Annotated in this window: 18 protein-coding genes; 8 read left to right on the top strand and 10 right to left on the bottom strand. The window is 37.5% G+C overall.

The genetic code is table 11. The features are described from left to right. Positions 1-16 precede the first annotated feature (16 nt). A complete protein-coding gene (locus ACTHN6_RS22560; RefSeq protein WP_440438052.1) occupies positions 17-2,086 on the bottom strand; it encodes a ComEC/Rec2 family competence protein in 2,070 nt (689 codons plus the stop codon). A gap of 169 nt (positions 2,087-2,255) precedes the next feature. Here ACTHN6_RS22560 and ACTHN6_RS22555 point away from each other — a divergent pair, with 169 nt between their 5' ends. After that, positions 2,256-2,702, top strand: coding sequence for a hypothetical protein (locus ACTHN6_RS22555; protein ID WP_440438051.1), 447 nt, complete (start codon positions 2,256-2,258; stop codon positions 2,700-2,702). Between the two features lie 177 nt (positions 2,703-2,879). Next, positions 2,880-3,095: a hypothetical protein gene (locus ACTHN6_RS22550; RefSeq protein ID WP_440438050.1), complete on the top strand. Its 216-nt coding sequence runs from the start codon at positions 2,880-2,882 to the stop codon at positions 3,093-3,095. A gap of 125 nt (positions 3,096-3,220) precedes the next feature. Here the strand turns inward: ACTHN6_RS22550 and ACTHN6_RS22545 are convergent, their stop codons facing one another. The 4 genes from ACTHN6_RS22545 to ACTHN6_RS22530 all read right to left on the bottom strand — a co-directional run bounded on the left by ACTHN6_RS22545 (position 3,221) and on the right by ACTHN6_RS22530 (position 5,033). Then, complete coding sequence (locus ACTHN6_RS22545) at positions 3,221-3,613, bottom strand: RNA recognition motif domain-containing protein (RefSeq protein WP_440438049.1); 393 nt, start codon at positions 3,611-3,613, stop codon at positions 3,221-3,223. 208 nt (positions 3,614-3,821) lie between these two features. Further along, complete coding sequence (locus ACTHN6_RS22540) at positions 3,822-3,965, bottom strand: hypothetical protein (protein WP_440438048.1); 144 nt, start codon at positions 3,963-3,965, stop codon at positions 3,822-3,824. Between the two features lie 158 nt (positions 3,966-4,123). Further along, on the bottom strand, positions 4,124-4,531 hold the full coding sequence (locus ACTHN6_RS22535; RefSeq protein WP_440438047.1) for an acyl-CoA thioesterase: 408 nt from the start codon (positions 4,529-4,531) through the stop codon (positions 4,124-4,126). Positions 4,532-4,622: 91 nt separating this feature from the next. Next, positions 4,623-5,033 (bottom strand): DoxX family protein, encoded by a 411-nt coding sequence (locus ACTHN6_RS22530; protein WP_440438046.1) that lies wholly within the window; start codon positions 5,031-5,033, stop codon positions 4,623-4,625. 177 nt (positions 5,034-5,210) lie between these two features. Between ACTHN6_RS22530 and ACTHN6_RS22525 the strand changes: the two genes are divergently transcribed. The 3 genes from ACTHN6_RS22525 (at position 5,211) to ACTHN6_RS22515 (ending at position 10,702) form a co-directional block, all read left to right on the top strand. Continuing rightward, a complete protein-coding gene (locus tag ACTHN6_RS22525; protein WP_440438045.1) occupies positions 5,211-8,246 on the top strand; it encodes a tetratricopeptide repeat protein in 3,036 nt (1,011 codons plus the stop codon). A gap of 123 nt (positions 8,247-8,369) precedes the next feature. Beyond that, entirely contained in the window at positions 8,370-10,043 is a 1,674-nt protein-coding gene (locus ACTHN6_RS22520; RefSeq protein ID WP_440438044.1) for a hypothetical protein, read from the top strand. An 86-nt stretch (positions 10,044-10,129) separates the two neighbouring features. Further along, a complete protein-coding gene (locus ACTHN6_RS22515; protein ID WP_440438043.1) occupies positions 10,130-10,702 on the top strand; it encodes a hypothetical protein in 573 nt (190 codons plus the stop codon). Positions 10,703-10,736: 34 nt separating this feature from the next. Here the strand turns inward: ACTHN6_RS22515 and ACTHN6_RS22510 are convergent, their stop codons facing one another. Beyond that, positions 10,737-11,282: a GNAT family N-acetyltransferase gene (locus ACTHN6_RS22510; RefSeq protein ID WP_440438042.1), complete on the bottom strand. Its 546-nt coding sequence runs from the start codon at positions 11,280-11,282 to the stop codon at positions 10,737-10,739. Positions 11,283-11,290: 8 nt separating this feature from the next. Further along, positions 11,291-12,682: a phosphoglucosamine mutase gene (gene glmM, locus ACTHN6_RS22505; RefSeq protein WP_440438041.1), complete on the bottom strand. Its 1,392-nt coding sequence runs from the start codon at positions 12,680-12,682 to the stop codon at positions 11,291-11,293. A gap of 101 nt (positions 12,683-12,783) precedes the next feature. On the opposite strand from glmM, the gene ACTHN6_RS22500 reads away from it, so the two are divergent. The 3 genes from ACTHN6_RS22500 (at position 12,784) to ACTHN6_RS22490 (ending at position 15,509) form a co-directional block, all read left to right on the top strand. Next, positions 12,784-13,527 (top strand): class I SAM-dependent methyltransferase, encoded by a 744-nt coding sequence (locus tag ACTHN6_RS22500; protein ID WP_440438040.1) that lies wholly within the window; start codon positions 12,784-12,786, stop codon positions 13,525-13,527. 20 nt (positions 13,528-13,547) lie between these two features. Next, complete coding sequence (locus tag ACTHN6_RS22495) at positions 13,548-14,150, top strand: phosphatase PAP2 family protein (RefSeq protein ID WP_440438039.1); 603 nt, start codon at positions 13,548-13,550, stop codon at positions 14,148-14,150. A gap of 63 nt (positions 14,151-14,213) precedes the next feature. After that, positions 14,214-15,509: a hemolysin family protein gene (locus ACTHN6_RS22490; protein ID WP_440438038.1), complete on the top strand. Its 1,296-nt coding sequence runs from the start codon at positions 14,214-14,216 to the stop codon at positions 15,507-15,509. Here ACTHN6_RS22490 and ACTHN6_RS22485 read toward each other — a convergent pair. The 3 genes from ACTHN6_RS22485 to ACTHN6_RS22475 all read right to left on the bottom strand — a co-directional run bounded on the left by ACTHN6_RS22485 (position 15,506) and on the right by ACTHN6_RS22475 (position 18,155). Continuing rightward, the gene (locus ACTHN6_RS22485) at positions 15,506-16,204 is read right to left on the bottom strand and encodes a hypothetical protein (protein ID WP_440438037.1); all 699 of its coding nucleotides are present in this window, start codon (positions 16,202-16,204) and stop codon (positions 15,506-15,508) included. The genes ACTHN6_RS22490 and ACTHN6_RS22485 overlap by 4 nt on opposite strands. A 171-nt stretch (positions 16,205-16,375) precedes the next feature. After that, a complete protein-coding gene (locus tag ACTHN6_RS22480; protein WP_440438036.1) occupies positions 16,376-17,590 on the bottom strand; it encodes a hypothetical protein in 1,215 nt (404 codons plus the stop codon). Then, positions 17,580-18,155, bottom strand: a complete 576-nt coding sequence (locus tag ACTHN6_RS22475; RefSeq protein ID WP_440438035.1) for an RNA polymerase sigma factor — start codon at positions 18,153-18,155, stop codon at positions 17,580-17,582. The genes ACTHN6_RS22480 and ACTHN6_RS22475 overlap by 11 nt, the downstream gene beginning before the upstream one ends. Positions 18,156-18,390 lie beyond the last annotated feature (235 nt).

Raw genomic sequence — 18,390 nt, 5'->3', positions numbered from 1 at the left:
GAGTGTGTGTTTAGACCTATGATTTCAAAATAAAAGCACCTTGTTCCGGTACTGAATAGAAGCGCAAATGTAATTGCTCAAATTCTTTTTTCCATTTTGAAAATTTCCAGGCCGGAACGCTGCTGTCTGCAATAATATATTTACAATTAAAAAGTCTTTGTAATTGAGCAGGCGTAACCGATGAATTATTGGAAAGTATTATTACATCCACATCAATTTTTTTATAAGGTTTTCCTTCAGGGGCCTGTCCCGAAAGCACTAATACGTTTAAAGTGTTTAGCTGAATAATGAAGTTCGAAATGTCAGGCAGTATCATTTCTCCGGTGGAATAAAGCCTGTTTCTTATGCGGGCAGGCTTAATATTAAAATTCCTGAGCACTGCATCTTTTATCACGACTGAATCGCCGAAGAAATGGCAATCGTTTCCAGCAATAAAATCTATGGCCTTATGTTTTGGTATATTATAAACAATTAGTTTTTGCTGTGTTTTATGCTGAATAATATTTATATCCCGAAGAATAAAAAACAGCATCATACACGCTAATGCCGCTATTGCATTTTTTGTATGCCTCCCAAACAGCCAGCATGTAAGCAATGCGGTTATGGCAAATAATATCAATAACTGTATAAGTGAAATTTGCAGGCCATTCCATACAGAAAAAGGCAGCTTATCAATGTGCATGGTAAAGGCATTCATTAGCCATAGTAATGCTTCAGTTAATTGGCCAATGAATAAATCAATATGCGGCAGCCATGCAAAAAGAAACAAAGCAAGTTCTGCCATCAGCACAAGGCTTGATAACGGAACAGCAACCAGGTTGCTGAATAAAAACAATAAAGGCAACTGGTGAAAATGATAAATAACCAACGGCAACGTAAACACCTGGGCGCATAAACTAACAGCACATAAATCCCACACCCATCTTAAGCTTTTATTTTTAAAATAAAGCCGGTTTCTTACCGGTTTGAAAAAAAGCAGTATCCCAAACACTGCAGTGTAAGACAATTGAAACCCAACATCCCATAAATAAAAAGGATTAATAAGCAATAGCATAAAGGCAGAAGCAGCAAGTGTATTATAAACATTAGTATCCTTACTTATAATTTTCCCAAGCAGGATGAAGGTAAACATAACGGCAGCCCTTAATACGGATGGTGCAGCGCCAGCAATAAGTGTGAACAGCCATATAACAGCCAGCACCACAACCGGCTCCAGCCATTTTTTGGTGCGTGATGATTTGATTAATGAAAATAAACGAAGCAGGCCGGCATAAATCATAGCAAGATGCAGGCCGCTTATGGCAATTATATGCACAACGCCGGTATTGCTGTATGCTTGCACAAGGTCTTTATCAAGATCATTCCGATAACCAATTAATAAAGCTTCTGCAATGCCCAGTTCATTGGGAGAATGAATGTTTTGCCGCAGTGTTTGTAAAGCCTTATCTCTTATTGTAAATAAAAAATGCTGTACATCATTTTTATTGCGTGATGAAAGAATATGGTAGTCACCGGCGGCAAAAAAGACCTGTGCTGTTATATCCTGGAACAGGCAATAACGGCCATAATTAAAAGCTGCCGGGTTGCCGCTGTTTCGTATTGCCTGCAAAGGTTTACTTGAAATAATTTCAGAGCCATAGTGCAACCGGGGCTTCAATGAATCTTTTTTAAAATAAAGTAACACTTTCCCTTTTGCCGGGATCCATGAATTATTATATACAGCATTTATTTCAGCCAGCGCTTTATAAGAATTAGGTTTTTCCTGTAATGGCTCAAGTATTGTAAATATTATACTATCACCTTCTTTATAATGCTTGCCATACCAGCCTGGATTATTGGTGATATTCTTATTGAACAGGAGTAACATACCAACACCACAAAAAAGCATCAGCCACAGCATGCCTCCTATCCATCCGTATATAAATTTCTTTGAAACCGGCAACAAGCGAAATGTAATCAACAGTAATACCGACAGACATATAAAGATCAAAATAAATTGCAGCGCAATCTTAAAATACCATCCCGCAATTATACCTGTAGATAGTGCAGCAAACAATCTTAAAAAGGGCAAGCGTCTAAAATACATTCAGGTTTGGATTAAGTATTTTAAAGTTATTTTATTATCATTTTAGTTCAAAATCAACTATTATTTTTTTAAATGTTATGTATTAAAAACAAAATTTTAACTGCAATAACTGAAAAAATAGCTTACTTTTGCAGTCCGTTTTATTGTTTAACAAAATTTCTTTTGCCGAATGTTCTCTAACAGTCTGTTTGAAAAATTGGAATTAAGCGAAGAAAAAAACTTACTTATCCAAGGTCTCCCTTCTTCAATTGAAAAACAGTTCGCAAAATTATCTTACGCAAAGAATGTTACGCCACTTTTAAAATCAAAGAAAATTGATTTTGCTTTGGTTTTTGCAGTTAACCGTAATCAATTGTGTAACATTTTGCGTGATGTTTTCCCCGCCTTGCATAAAAATAGTAAACTATGGATCGCTTATCCTAAAGTTACGAGCAAAATTGCCAGCGATTTAAACAGGAATGCAAACTGGGAGGTTTTAAGCGATTGCGAATATGAAGCCACCTCTCAGGTGCCATTGGATCATGTTTGGACAGCATTGTTATTTCAGAAAAATTGCTGTGAAGAACCTGCCATTTTAAAGTCGAAAGCGAAATCTGTACTGTCGGAAGCTGATTAATTTTAAAGCATTGGTTATATCTTTTCGTACCATGCCAGTTTACGTGGCATGATTATTTCTTTTTGTATATAGTGCTTCACGATATTACCGTTTGAAGATTATAATGGTAATTATCAGAATGCATAATTTTTGCAGTTCACTGAAGTTTTCATTTATACACAATTCAAAACTGAAAAGATGAAAGGTTTAGGTATCGTATTAATCATTATTGGAATAATAATGATGATTTTTCGCAGCGTTAATTTTACTACAAAAGAAAAGGTTGCCGACGTGGGCCCGCTTGAAATCAACAAAGAAAAAAACAATTCTGTAAACTGGCCATTATATGCCGGCGCAATCGTAACTGTTGCAGGAGTAGTGGTTTTGGTGGCTGGCAATAAAAAGTCATCGTGACTTTCTATGCATTTACTCAGTCAGTATCTTGACTTATAGCAAAAAAAAGAAGTTCCAGGGTAATTTTTGGAACTTCTTAAAGCGTTTTCCAGGAAGCCTATTTCAGAGTTAGATTGCTTCAAAGATTAATAACGGTTATAACCACCGCCTTCGCCACGATTACGGTTGTAACCGCCACCGCCACGACTTCCACCTCCACCGCCGCCACGGTTGTAACCGCCGCCGCCACCAAAACTCTTCTTCTTGTACCCGCCGCCGCCGCCTTCACCTTCTTTGCGAGGTGCAGATTCGTTAACAACAATCTTTCTGCCGGATAACTCAGTATCATGCAGGTTGCTGATTGCCTGGCGGGCTGCTTCATCGTCACTCATTTCAACAAAACCGAAACCTTTGCTGCGATTATTGTTAAACTTGTCTGTAATAATTTTGGCAGAAACCACTTCACCGTAAGGCGTAAATAAATTGTAAAGGTCATCACTGGTCAGGCTCCAGTTTAAGTTTCCTACATAAATGTTCATACTTAAATGTTTAGTTTTTAAAAAGAACAGAAACCCAAAAATCAAAAACATTTACAGGAAACGTTTAGGAGCAATGGACTAATCTGTAAAAATATACACGAAAATATGGGAAATATTGATTTTTCTGCTTCCCGCGCAAAAAATATTAAAAACTTAATTATACAGCATAATTTATATAAAAAAAGCTGAATTTATTTTAAAGCTATATCTATATTACTAAAGTATTAAATCTTACACCGTTATATAAATTAAAAACGCTTAATTCAAAATTGATGAGTTTAATTAAAATCCTCTCATCAACAGCGCTATATTCGTCAAACTTCCATATTCTTTCTTCCGCCCGTCTTGCCATTACCCGCACATAAATATTTTTTGAATCGATATTATGTATTGCTGCAAATATTCAATCTGCATGTAAACCATGGTCTTTTAACTCCACATGGAGACATTTCAGGAATTTATTTAACCCTTGGCGCTTTTATTTCCATATACTAAATCAATTTATTTTTATCAGAAATATTTCGCCAGCGCTTCTTTAAGATCATCGGGAATATTCCTGCGTTTCCAGGTTTCTTTGTCAAGAAAATAGAGGCTTACCCTTCCTGCGGCAAGCAGCTTACCTTCTTCATTAAAAACATCCTGGTAAAATTCTATATGGTACGACTCGGGCAGTTTGCGTACCTGCGTTTGTATGGTTAAAAGGTCATCATAAGTTGCCGGGCGCAAAAACTTTGTATATAATTCAACCACCGGCATTATTACGCCCTCGTCTTCCATGCGTTTATAAGTAAACCCAAGTGCACGAATACTTTCCACGCGGCCTATTTCAAAGTACTGTGCATAATTGCCGTAATACACCACATTCATCTGGTCGGTTTCGGCGTAGCGCACACGTGTTTGAGTGGTTGATTGATACATCGTTTTTGAATTATGCTGAAAAAAATTAATACAGTATAAGGGAGTGACACAACCGTGCTCCATAGCATTACTGCAGTTGATCAACAAAAAATTATTTATTAATCATGCCGTCAACGCTTACTTTTCCGGGGCCGCAAAACAACAAAGTAATGAAAGCACCGAGGAATAAAATAGCAAGTTCAGATTCTGACATTGGTTTGGCTCCGTTAGCGCCAAAGATTACAACCAGCATGGTAATAATCAGGGGAATGGCGGCAAGCCTCGTAAACAACCCCAGTATAATAAAGGCGGCGCAAATTACTTCTGCAAATATGGCCAGTACTAAACTAAAGGTACTTCCCATTCCTAAAAAGTTGTAAAAGCGGCTGTGCAGCTCTTCAAACCTTACCATTTTACCATAGCCGTGTTTTGATAATAATAATACGCCGAAAAAAATCCGTATCACTAATATAGAAAAATTGAAAGCGCCATCACTGTATTTAACTGAAAGGAGTTTTTTCATGAATAAATGAATTTTTCAAATGCAGGAATCATAGCAAAAATAAAGGTCTCCATCTTATCCACAATTAAAACACATATTGATTGATGTTATTTTTTGTTGATAATATCTTTAACCGGTTTTGCTTTTATTTAAGAAAGCATTTAAAATATTTGCATGCATACATCGTTGAGGAAATTTATGAAGTACAAAAAGTTAGCCGCTTTAATATACCTTCTGTTATTGATTAACTATTCTAACGCGCAATCAACAAAGATTTATAATGATCCTGATGCTGCATTTAAGCAGGCAAAAGAATTATACCAGCAGCAAAAATTCAGCCTGGCTTACCCGCAGTTGGAGAAGCTTTATTTAGATAAAGCAAGGCAAAGCAGCATACCTATAAGTGTGCAAACTGAAGCAAAATATTATGCCATTGCCAGCCGCCTGCAACTGAATGATATTACTGCTGTGGAAGAAGCTATTGACTTTATTGAACTCGAACATAATGCGCCACGCATTGAAATGATGTGCTATCAACTGGCTGAGTATTATTACAGGCAAAGCAATTTTACAGATGCAATTACTTATTATGAGAAAGCAGGCCTGAATAATTTAAGCAATGAAGAAATTGCCAACATGCGTTTTCATGAAGCCTATGGCTATTTTACCATGCAGCAGTTTAGTAATGCAAAACCTTTGTTTGAATCGATAGCACAAATTCCTTCCGACCCTAACTATTATGATGCTAATTATTATTATGGCTATATAGCTTTTGCTGATAAAAATTATGCGCAGGCGTTAAACTCGTTCAAGGTAATTGAAAAGCAACCAAAATACCAGCCAATTATTCCATACTATATTGCTGAAATTTATTACTACCGTGGTGAAAAAGATGAAGCATTGGCATATACGGAAAGCGTGCTGGAAAGGGATAATCAATATTACGATCTTCAGTTGCGGCAACTCGCCGGGCATATTCATTTTGAAAAAGGCCATTACAAACAGGCATTGCCTTATCTTGAAAAATATGTGAGCAAAACGCCTAAAGTAAGCCGCGAAGATTTGTATGAATTGTCTTATTGCTATTATGATGCAAAACAATATCAAAAAGCAAGCGATGGTTTTAAGGTGCTTGGCGGCAAACAGGATACTATTGCTCAAAACAGCATGTATTTATTGGGCGACTCTTATTTAAAATTGAATAATAAACCCGGTGCAAGAAATGCATTTTTATTCTGTGCACTTAACAGCAGCGGCAGCAAACAGAAAGAAATTTCCCAGTTTAATTACGGCAAGCTTTCGGTGGAATTAGGTTATACAGATGTTGCTTTAACAGAATTAAGATCTTTTATTTCCAATTATCCAAATTCTGAATATTCAACCGAAGCAAAGGAACTACTGGTAAATGTTTTATCCAATACCAACAACTATGCTGAAGCGTTGCATTTGCTGGATGCTATCAACTCTCAAAGCGATATTGTAAAGCAGGCCTATCCTAAAATTTTATATGGAAGAGCTGTTGAGTTTATTAATGACCAGCAAATTCAACAGGCAGATAATTTACTAAACAGGATATTCAGTGCGGAATATAACGGCGCGTACATTAGTTATACGAATTTCTGGAAGGGCGAAATTGCTTATCGTCTTAATAACTATGATTCCGCTGTTTACTATCTGCAAGCTTATTTAAGAAATCCGGCTACAAGCGGCGAAGTGAATACAACCAATGCGCATTATACTTTAGGTTATGCTTACCTGCGCCAGCAGGATTATGATAATGCACTGCAACATTTTGAACAGGTGGCTACCTCGGTAAACGGCAGCGCTGCATCTTTACAGTCCGATGCTTATTTGCGTGAAGCAGATTGCTATTTTATGAAGAAACAGCTCAGCAGGGCATTGCCCATGTATGAAGCTATTATAAATTATCAATTGCCTTCGGCTGATTATGCATTGTATCAGAAATCTGTTATTTCAGGCGCAAGCGGCGACTATACTCAAAAGGTTTCATTGCTGCAGTCAATCCAAAACCGTTATCCTTCTTCCACCTTAATTGCAGATGCCAACATGGAAGTTGCCAATACGTACCTGGCAAGTGAACAATATGATGCAGCCCTTAAACCATTGAATGTAATCATCAACAATAAAAATGCGGGTGCCTTTAAACCGCAGGCTTATCTAAAGTTGGGTGTGAGCTATTTTAATTTAAGAGATAACCAAAATGCATTGAATAATTTTCAAAAACTCATTTCAACCTATCCCAATTCACCCGAAAGCGATGAAGCGGTTAATTATGTGCGTGACATTTTTGTGAGCATGCAAAAGCCGGATGATTTTGTTGCTTTTATGCAGAGGAGCGGTAAAACAGTAAGCTATTCAGAGCAGGATTCGTTAACGTATTCAATTGCTCAGTCTGCTTATGAAGACCGCAATTTTGATAAGGCTTTGCCGGCACTTACAACTTATCTCACAAAATTTCCTGGCGGCAAATATTCCGTTGAAGCGAACTATATGGCCGCTGATATCTACAACACAAGAAAAGATTTTCAACATGCATTAACCTATTATAATAACGTAGCCGCAAAAGCTCCAAATAATTATGCTGAACAAAGTGTGTTGCAGGCGGCGCGTATAAATTATTTTGAATTGAAAGATTATAAACAGGCCGAACAATATTTTGCGCAATTAAAAAGTATTGCAACAACGCCTGAGAATACGCTGGAAAGTGAACGCGGTTTATTACGTTGTCAATATAAACTGAACGAGTTTGATGCAGCATTAGCTAATGCACAGGATCTGCTGCAGCAAAAAGGCATTGCTCCAGATGATAAGGCAATGGCTAATCTGATCATTGCTAAAAATTATCAGAACAATAACCAGCTTAACGATGCAAGCACAGCGTATAAAACCGTTGTAAATACGGGAAAGAGTGAATATGCAGCAGAAGCACGTTACCGCATTGCAGAAATTTTATTACAGCAAGACAAATTAAAAGATGCAGAAAAAGCAGGGTTTGATGTGATAAATAAAGCAGGCAGTTATGATTACTGGATAACAAAAGCCTACATTCTTTTAGGAGATATTTATTTTAAAGAGAAAGACTATTTTAATGCTGAAGCCACATTGCGCAGCGTTGTTGAAAATGCAGGCGATGCACAATTGAAACAGGAGGCACAGCAAAAATTAAATATAGTAATTGCAGAAAAAGATAAGAATAGTAAAGTAGCACAATAATAATTTTGAACACACACAATATTCAATATATGATGATCTCTGTCCCGGATCAGCCGGGCTGGAATATTCAGGTTTAACACAATACTGTTATTGATTATTGATTTATAAATGCAAGCATTAAGCATGAAATACATAATAGCATTTTTTATTTTTGTTTTTATATCATATGCAGGTTTTGCGCAACGCACAAAAAATACAAAGCAGCAAAAAGCCGCATCAGATACAGCGCTGCCGCCCAGAACAGTTATCGTTACGTCTGAATTTGCGCCGGCTTTAAAGCCAACTTCAAAAATAAATTTTAACGGCGCCACGCCTCTCCCCGATTCGGTGAGGCCAAAGCTTGATTATAATATTCCTGTGCAAAATCTTTCATTTGCTTACAAATCACCTGCATTAAAAGCGCTTGCAGAAAGTATTGATTCAAATGTTCGCTGGAATAATACCAACTTTATAAAGCTTGGTTTTGGTAACTATACAACGCCTTACGCACAAGCTGGTTTGTCGTTAGGTGATGGCGTAAATTCTGTTATTAATCTGAATGGGTTTTACACTTCATCCAATGGCTCTTTGGAATATCAGAATTTTAATAAATTAAGTGTTGAAGGCATTGGCATTTTTACATCACCCAATAATAAAAATGAATGGAATGCCAATGCTTATTTTAAAGGCACAACACAATATTTATATGGTTTTCAGCCAGACAGTTTAAAATTTGATAAATCTGATTTAAGACAAAGGTTTGCTTCCTTTGGCGCAAAGCTTGGTGTGCGCAATAAAATAAAAAATGACTTTGGGATTGATTATAATCCTTCTGTTGGTTTTAATGCATTCGGCGATAATCATAATGGCAAGGAAATGACATTTATGTATGATGTACCTGTAACCAAATCTATTACTGATGTTTTCGATTTTAATGTTGGCGTAAACGGAAGCTTCAGCAGGTTTAACGGTGATACGGTAACGATAAAAAATTCCATTTTTAATGTGGAGCCGTCGCTTGCCTATAAAACATCTAACATAAAAATTGTGGCGGGGCTTACGCCTTCCTGGAGCAACAGCACGTTTAATCTCTTGCCTAACTTTACGGCAGATGTAAAACTGAATGAAGAAAAATTTATTTTACAGGCAGGCTTTATTGGTTACTATAACAGAAATTCCTATCAAACACTTGCAGATTTTAATCCTTTTATACAACAGCCCAACGAATTAATTAATTCTTTAGTGAAAGAATTTTATGGCGGATTTAAAGGCAGTGCCGGAGATCATTTCACGTATAACGCAAGAGTATCCATCTTAAAAATAAATAACCAGCCTTTGTTTATAAACGATACGGCCACAGGCAAATCGTTCCAGGTGGTGTATGAACCCAGCATCAACAATATGCGTGTGCATGGTGAAATAGGCTATACATCAGGTGAAAAATTTTCTGCACTTGGTGGTATAACCTTAAACCGGTATGCCGGCCTCGACGTATATGATAAAGCTTTCGGTTTAATACCAACAGAAATAAATGCAGCCATACGTTATGTAGCTATTAAAGATCTGTTATTGAAAGCTGATGCATATTTCTGGGATGGCGCAGCATACAGTACAAAAACTATTTCTTCAGGCAAACTCGATCCAGCATTCGACTTGAATCTTGGCGCTGAATTTTCTTTCTTACCACAATGGAAAGCATGGCTGCAGTTTAATAATGTTTTCAATAATAAATATGAAAGATGGAAACAATATCCTGTGCTTGGGTTTAATATGCTGATTGGAGTTGTATATTCGTTTGGCGATATAAAAAATAAATAAGCCATACATTGCAATTAAAATTATGTCAGGTTTTTTTATGGCGAATTCCACCTGGCAACCGCAAAAAAATTATAACGGGTTAAATAATGCTGAACGAGGTTACAAAATATCTTATCCTGCACAAACAAATTGCATTGCCGGGTATTGGGAATTTTTCTGTTGAAACAAAACCCGCCCAGCTTGATTTTGCTAACCGCAGCATAACCTCAAAGGAAAATACGATTGAGTTTACCAATGATAAAAATGAGCCTGGAAGCACATTTTATAATTTCCTTTCCTACGAATTAAAAACAGATGAAGTAACGGCCAAGCAATACTTCAATGAATTTATTGCCAGGCTGCGCTACGAACTGAATGAGAAAAAAACTATTTATTTAAAGGGCATTGGCAGGTTAACCAGGCAAAATGCTGCATCATTGGCATTTGAGCAGGAAGCGAGGCCTGTTTATTTTCCTAAGCTTATTGCCGAAAAAATTATTCGTAAAAATGCCGGGCACACCGTTAGGGTGGGTGAAGATGAGAGGACATCTGAAGAAATGCACACAGTACTGCATCAGGCTAAAACATTAAGAAAGGAAAAATGGTGGGTAACTGCCGGCATACTTGCCTTGATAGGTATTGCTGCTATAATTTTTTATTATGCCGTATATAACAACTAATATATAGCCATTTCGAAAACAGTAAGTAAGGTATCTAATCAGCCTTATTCGCTAACTTTTTCTCAAGCACCATAAATTCAAGTGGCTGCAAATGTTTACCGCTTAAGCCATCTTCCTTAAAAGGAATTCTTTCACCGGTATCATAATAGTTATTTCGCTTGTACCAGGCTATTAATTCTGAACGTGCGGAAATTACATGCATGTAGATATAGCTGCAGTTAAGATAATGGGCATATTCTTCTGCGGCGAGCAATAACTGCCGCCCAATACCCCCACCCTGCAATTGTGGGGAAACACTAAACATGCCGAGGTAAATTTTATTGCCACGTTGCTCCAGGTTTACACAACCTGTTATTTCGTTTTGAGAATTTGTGTATTTCAGCATGATGCTTGCAGGCAGTTGCATAACACGTAAAAGGTCATCGTAATCAGTGCGCACATCACCGGCAATTAAACCAGCTTCTGTGGTCCAGCCCTGTTTTGAAACCTCGCCTCTGTAAGCACTGTTGAGCAACACAAGCAGTGTGGGAATATCGCTGAGGGATGCAACCGTAATGGCTGCATTGGAAAAACTAACCATGTTATAATTTACATGTATTCTTTTATATCCGCCATTAACCGGCGGGCAATGTTATCGGCAGTGGTTTCAAAATTGCTTTCGGCATAAATGCGGATAATCGGCTCTGTATTGCTGGTACGCAAATGAACCCAGTCTTTGTCAAACTCTATCTTCAACCCGTCTTCTGTATTAACAGGATGATTTTTGTATTTGCGCTGCAACTGTTCAAAAATGCTGTTTGTATTAACACCGTTTGACAGTTCTATTTTGTTTTTGCTGATAAAATAATCGGGATAGGTTTTACGCAATTGCAAAACGCTTTTATTATTTTTTGCAAGATAGGTTAAGAATAACGCTATCCCGGCAAGGGCATCACGGCCATAATGCAATTGAGGAAGAATAACGCCGCCATTGCCTTCACCGCCTATAACAGCATTTACTTCTTTCATTTTTGTAACAACATTTACTTCGCCAACGGCGCTGGGAAAATATTCGCCACCATGTTTAAGCGTTACATCTTTTAATGCCCGGGTGGATGAAAGATTGCTTACCGTATTACCTTTTGTTTGCTGCAACACATAATCTGCCACTGCAACCAACGTATATTCTTCACCAAACAGGCTGCCATCTTCACAAATAAAACAAAGCCGGTCAACATCAGGATCAACAGCAATACCAATATCTGCATGTTGTTTCTTTACTTCATTACATATACCGTTCAGGTGTTGCGGCAATGGTTCCGGGTTATGCGCAAACTTTCCGTTTACTTCTTCATTCAATAAAATAATATCTTTTACACCTAGTGCTTTTAGTAACGCAGGAACAGCTATTGCACCTGTGCTGTTTATACAGTCAACAACAACTTTAAACTTCTTCTTTTTAATAGCTTCCACATCAACCATCGGCAACTGCACAATGGTTTCAATATGCTTCTCCATGGCAAGGGCATCATTTGTAACTGTACCTATTTTATCAACAGTTACAAAACCGAATGCTTCATTCTCTGCAAGCGCAAGCAAATTTTCACCATCAGCAGCGCTTAAAAATTCGCCCTGTCCATTCAATAATTTTAAGGCATTCCATTCTGTGCCGTTGTGGCTTGCCGTTATTATAATTCCACCATCGGCATTATTAAAACCAACGGCCATTTCTACAGTTGGTGTTGTACTTAAATCAAGATTTATTACATCAATTCCGCTTGCAACCAATGTGGATATTACAAGCTGCTGTATGTATAGCCCACTGATACGGCCATCTCTGCCAACTACAACTGAATACCTGTTTTTTTTATCCTGGGTTTGTTGCTTCAGCCATTCGGCATAAGCAGCAGTGAACTTTACTACATCTAAAGGGCTTAAAGAATTTGCGGGTTTTCCTCCTATCGTGCCTCTTATTCCTGATATACTTTTTATTAAAGCCATTTTTTGCGGTTATTTGCAGTGCGCAAACATACCGTAAAAAACAGAAAGCTGTTTTATGGTGAATAAATATTCCGGTTAAAACTGAAATAAAAACTTGTTGCATGCAGGCTAATGAATGGTTTAGAATATGGTTCAGCTCGCCTTACAGTGATGTTTTATATAGAAAACATGATAAGGCTGAAGCAACTATGCTGGTAAATAAACTCGCAGATAAATTACAAATGCCTGCAGCAAGTTATGTTTTAGATGCTGCATGCGGCAAAGGCAGGTACAGCGCGGCATTGGCAGAAAAAGGATTTAATACAACAGGTATTGATATTTGTGCAGAATCAATTGCTGAAGCTCAGCAAAATGAAACTGAAAACTTGCATTTTTACCTGCACGATATAAGGCTGCCTTTTTACATCAACTATTTTGATTATGTCTTTAATTTTTTTACAAGCTTTGGTTATTTTAAAACAGCCCGTGAACATAATGATGCCATGCGCACATTAGCCCAAAGCCTTAAGCAGGATGGTTTCCTGATTATTGACTATTTGAATGTGCATTATACAGAATACCACTTGAAACATAACGAAACATTGAAACTTGAAGGCATTGATTTTAATATAGAAAGATGGAGTGACACAAAATATTTTTACAAACGCATTCATGTGAACGATGCTGCAAAAAGCATTGATGAAACTTTTACAGAACAGGTTGAAAAATTTTCTTTAGGTGATTTTACAGACATGTTTTCTTACCAGGGATTAATGGTGCAAGACGTTTTTGGCGATTACAACCTGAATACTTATCATGTAAAGAATTCACCAAGGATGATTATGATTGCAAAAAAGATTCACTGACATTGAAATAAATAAAAGCCATGTGGCAAACAATACATAACTGGGATATTCAATTATTCTATAAGATAAATACAGTTTGGACAAACTCATTCCTCGACAGCAATTTTCCATGGTGGCGAGATGCAACTACCTGGTATCCGCTCTACCTGTTTTTATTAATATTTATATTACTGAATTTTGGCTGGCGCGCCTGGACCTGGGTTTTATTTATCATCATTAATGTTACACTTACTGATCAATTCAGCAGTTCCGTTGTAAAACAATGGGCAATGCGGTTAAGGCCATGCCGGGATCCGGATATGATTGAATATGTGCGCATGCTTTTAAACCATTGCAGCGGTGGCAACAGTTTTCCTTCCTCGCATGCAACCAATCATTTTGGTGCAGCCGTTTTTATTTTTTGCACCTTAAGAAAATATTGCGGCAACTGGATTTACTTGTTCTTCTTCTGGGCGGCCACAATCAGCTATGGCCAGGTGTATGTTGGCGTTCATTATCCAACTGATGTTTTGGCGGGCGCCATAATAGGCAGCATTATCGGTTATTGCGTGGCGCTTATTTATAATAAAAAAATTGGTTTGCCTGCATTAAAATCCCCGGAGGCTTTTGCCCGAAATTTGTAACCTGTTAACATCGTAACACAAATGTTATAGGTAACTACTTATTATTTAGTTTTACAACTCTATATGACTGAAATATTAATTATTCTTGGGCTCATTCTTTTGAATGGAGTTTTTGCTATGGCCGAAATTGCGCTGGTATCTTCACGCAGGGCAAGGCTGGAAGCCCAGGCAAACCGGGGCGACAACAGGGCGAAAGAAGCGCTGAAACTCATTAATCATCCAGACACTTTTATTTCCACTATACAAATCGGCATTACTTTAATCGGCATACTTAATGGTATTTTTTCAGGAGAAAATTTAAAAGATGACCTCGTAGCTTTTTTTCAAAAATTTGATTTCACCGCACCTTACAGCAATGGGCTGGCAACGACTGTAATTGTAATTATTGTAACATATTTTTCATTGGTACTGGGCGAATTGGTGCCAAAGAAAATAGGGCTAAGCAATCCTGAAAAAATAGCCAAAACCCTGGCCGCCCCCATGCGTTTTATTTCCATGATCAGTTATCCCTTTGTGTGGCTGCTCTCCAAATCAGGAAACGTTATTGTGAATCTTTTAAACATCAAGAATAAAGACACCAATGTTACAGAAGATGAAATAAAGGCCATCATACATGAAGGCACAGAACAGGGTACTATCGAAGAAGCGGAGCAGGAGATTATTGAAAGGGTATTTCATTTGAGCGACAGGAATATTACTTCATTGATGACGCACCGCAGCGATATAATCTGGCTTGATTCAAGCCTTACAGTAGATGATGTGCGCAAACTGCCCGATGATGAGATTCACAGTGTTTTTCCTTTATGCGACGGTACTATCGATAAAATAAAAGGTATTGTTTCCCTTAAAAATATTATAAATGCAGAACCGGGAACACCATTAAGAGAAGTGATGAGGCCGGGACTGTACGTGCCTGAAAATAATACGGCTTATAAAATACTGGCAAGATTTAAAGAGCAAAAGTCGCATTATGCATTTATTGTGGATGAATATGGAACATTACAGGGCATAATTACATTGAATGATATTCTCGATGCACTTGTGGGCGAAGTGCCGCATCTTGATGAAGAACAATATGAGATTATTGAGAGAAAAGACGGAAGCTATTTAATTGATGCGCAAATACCGTTTTATAATTTCTTAAGTTATTTTCATCACACCGATTACCTGCCGGAAACCGAGCTGGATTTTGATACACTTGCAGGTTTTGTGCTCGAACAACTGGAGCGTATACCACAGCCCGGCGATGAGCTTGAATGGCAGGGCTTCAGGTTTGAAATTGTAGATATGGATAATAATCGTATTGATAAAATTCTTGTGCATAAATCGCAGGAAGAATTAAAATCAGAGAATGATTAATTGACGCCTGTTGCTCCGTCTCTTACTTTAATTTTTTTCTTCTGATGTTTCTTTTCCCATTCTAATACTTCCGGAGGTTTTTTCTTATTGGCAGCGGCAAGCGAATCTGCAGGGCTTTTAAAAACAGAGGAATCTTTTGCCGTAACCATCTTTGCTTTTTTTACAGGAATAAGCTGGTCAATTACATATTCTTCTGTTTTGGCAATTGTTCCGCTTTGCGGATCATAATAAGTCCAGGTGCCATGCCTTACCGTTGATGCATCAACCTTAATAATTTTTAAATCGTATTTATCAGGATTATCAAGATGATAAGCCCTCACCGTATCATACGGATTTTTAGGATTGGTTGCACGCCAGCTTTCTTCACGTATTAATCCCATCAGGTTATAATAACGGCATATGCCATCTTTATAACCCCATTTGTATTGCTCTTCAGCAGTTACATCGCCCATTAAATTAAAGCGCGTCCAGGCGCCTTCCTTTTTACCATCTTTGTAAAAGCCTGTTTCCTGGTAGCCGGGTTCTCCATAATTTTCTTCAACCCTAGTTACCCATTTTCCCTGTTTTAAATTCTGAAAATCAGTGCAATTAATGGTATCACCCTTTTCGTTTAATTTATAGGTTTTACACTGGCCAAAAGATCTTTGCGATATATGTATTGATATTAAAATAAAAATAACTGCAACCCGCTTCATACCCATAAAACGTTTTTTGTAATGAAAAGTTGTGCAAAAATCATACGCAGAAAAAAGCCCCGCACCAAGGCGGGGCTTTGAGTTTACCACTCTAAAAGAACCCCCAAAGATTTGTTTTTTTCAGGCCGGGCGTAAGGGAACATTAAACACATCAAACAAAGCTTAGTATTTTTATTTCAAGTCTTTTATTATTCCTATATCAATTCCAAAATTGCTGACAGGTATTTTTCCAACACCAAAATTTTTAACCGGGGCCTGGTAATATGGCTCAGCTTTAACACTCCAGCTACCTGCCACTTTCGTTTGGTAACCTCCGCTAAAGGTTACCCCTGAAAAGTATTTAGGCACCGTTAGCGCGCTATATTTTTTCGACATATAACCCTGAACACCATTTTTTGAAACAGCATAGTTATACCGTTCACTATGCGTAATTATTACAGCATTTACGCCTGCCCCAATAAAGAAATTGCTGTTTTTCTTTTGCCAGAAATTATATTTTAGCTTAAGTGGCACGCTGGTTATTTTACTGCTGGCGTAAGCTTTTGCAATATCATTCCCCTTTCTAATTTGTAAAAGGGCCGTATCAATATATCTGCCGTCACTGTAAAAATCTATTCGTTCCCGCTGCAGGCCCACTTCAATATTAAACCTGCTATTTATTTTATAACCAAGCGCCACACCCAGCCTGTAACCTGGAGATGAAGCCCTTTGAAATTTAACACTGGTTAACTCGGGCCCGCCATATGCCACGCCATAAATCCTTTTTTGCAGCTTTAGTTTTATTTGGGTTGATTCAGGTGCGTTTGCTGCATCTTCTGCCGCTATTTCATTTTTAGGTTCTTCTTTCTCCATTGCTGGTTCAGCATGGCCCGGCTGCACTGGCATTATACGTTTATTATATAATATGCTTTCAGGAAGGTTAAGGTTTGCCATAACTTTAAAGCCCTCACTAAAAGAACCGGTATTTATATTAGTGCTATTTTCCAGGATGCTTATTTCCGCCGGTAACAAGTATTCTTTTCCTGTATGTGCAACCTCATTTGCCGGTACAGTTTCTTTAATTAAAGGTGAAACATCTATATTGCTGGCCTGTATTTCATCTTTTATTGAACCTTTAATAGGTGGTATTGAGGCCGATGTTGTCTCCTCCTCAATATTATTCTTGTTTGTGTTTGTATTGAACCTGTAAACTAATACTGAACCTATTATTAGAACCGGCAGCAGGATAATTAAACTGTACTTCCATTTATTTTTTTTTGCGGCCGTTTTTTGTGAAGTTTCAAGTTTTGCTGCAAGATCATCCCAATTGGCTGAATCTGTTTTCAGGGGGTAGCCCTTAGCCGCTTTACGGAATAATTTTTCAAAATCATCGTTATTATACAGCATAACTTTTTTCAGCAAATCTGTTTTCTATAAATCGTTTTAGCTGGGCTTTTGCTTTTGCCAATGCCGACTTTGAAGTACCCTCAGAAATTCCCAGCATATTCGCAATTTCGCCATGTGAAAAGCCATCTATAACGAACATATTAAATACCTTTCTGTAAGAAGGTGGTAACCGTTTTATCTCGCAAATCAGTTCTTTATATAATATTTTTTGATCCGCATCATAACGCCTGTCTGTTTGTTCCCATATATATTCCGGGAGTTCTACAACAACAGGTGAATTCTGCAGCTTTCTTAATTCGTCTATGGCTGTATTAATCAGGATGCGTTTCATCCAGCCCATCAGTATCCTTTCCGTATCGGCATCTTCTTTCTTAAGCTTAAACCTTTCAAGGCTGTTAAATATTTTTACAAAACCATCATTCACAACATCCACAGCCTTATCGTATTGATATATATACCTGAATACCGTTTTTAAAGCAAATCCATAGTAATACTCGTAAAATACACGCTGGCTTTTACTGTCCCTTGCAATGCAATCCCTGATTAATTTGTATAAAGATTCCAAATTGTCAAGGATTTATGTTTTTGATAAGAATACGTAACCCAACTAAATATGGTTGCCTGAAAAGATGAAAACAATGGATGGCGTTTGTCATAATAAGGCGTAACGATTAGTGCAGGAATTTAATTACAATGGAAAGGTATTAATTTTTTTGGGTTAGGTATTTAAATTTATTAAGGAGTGTGAAAATCATTTATACTGCTACCATTCTTATTAATTCAAATAAAAAGAGCCCCGA

The sequence above is a fragment of the Parafilimonas sp. genome (assembly GCF_051953455.1).
Lineage (GTDB): Bacteria > Bacteroidota > Bacteroidia > Chitinophagales > Chitinophagaceae > Parafilimonas.
Note: the sequence above shows the minus strand (reverse complement) of the source record. Positions and strands in the feature narration are given on the sequence as shown.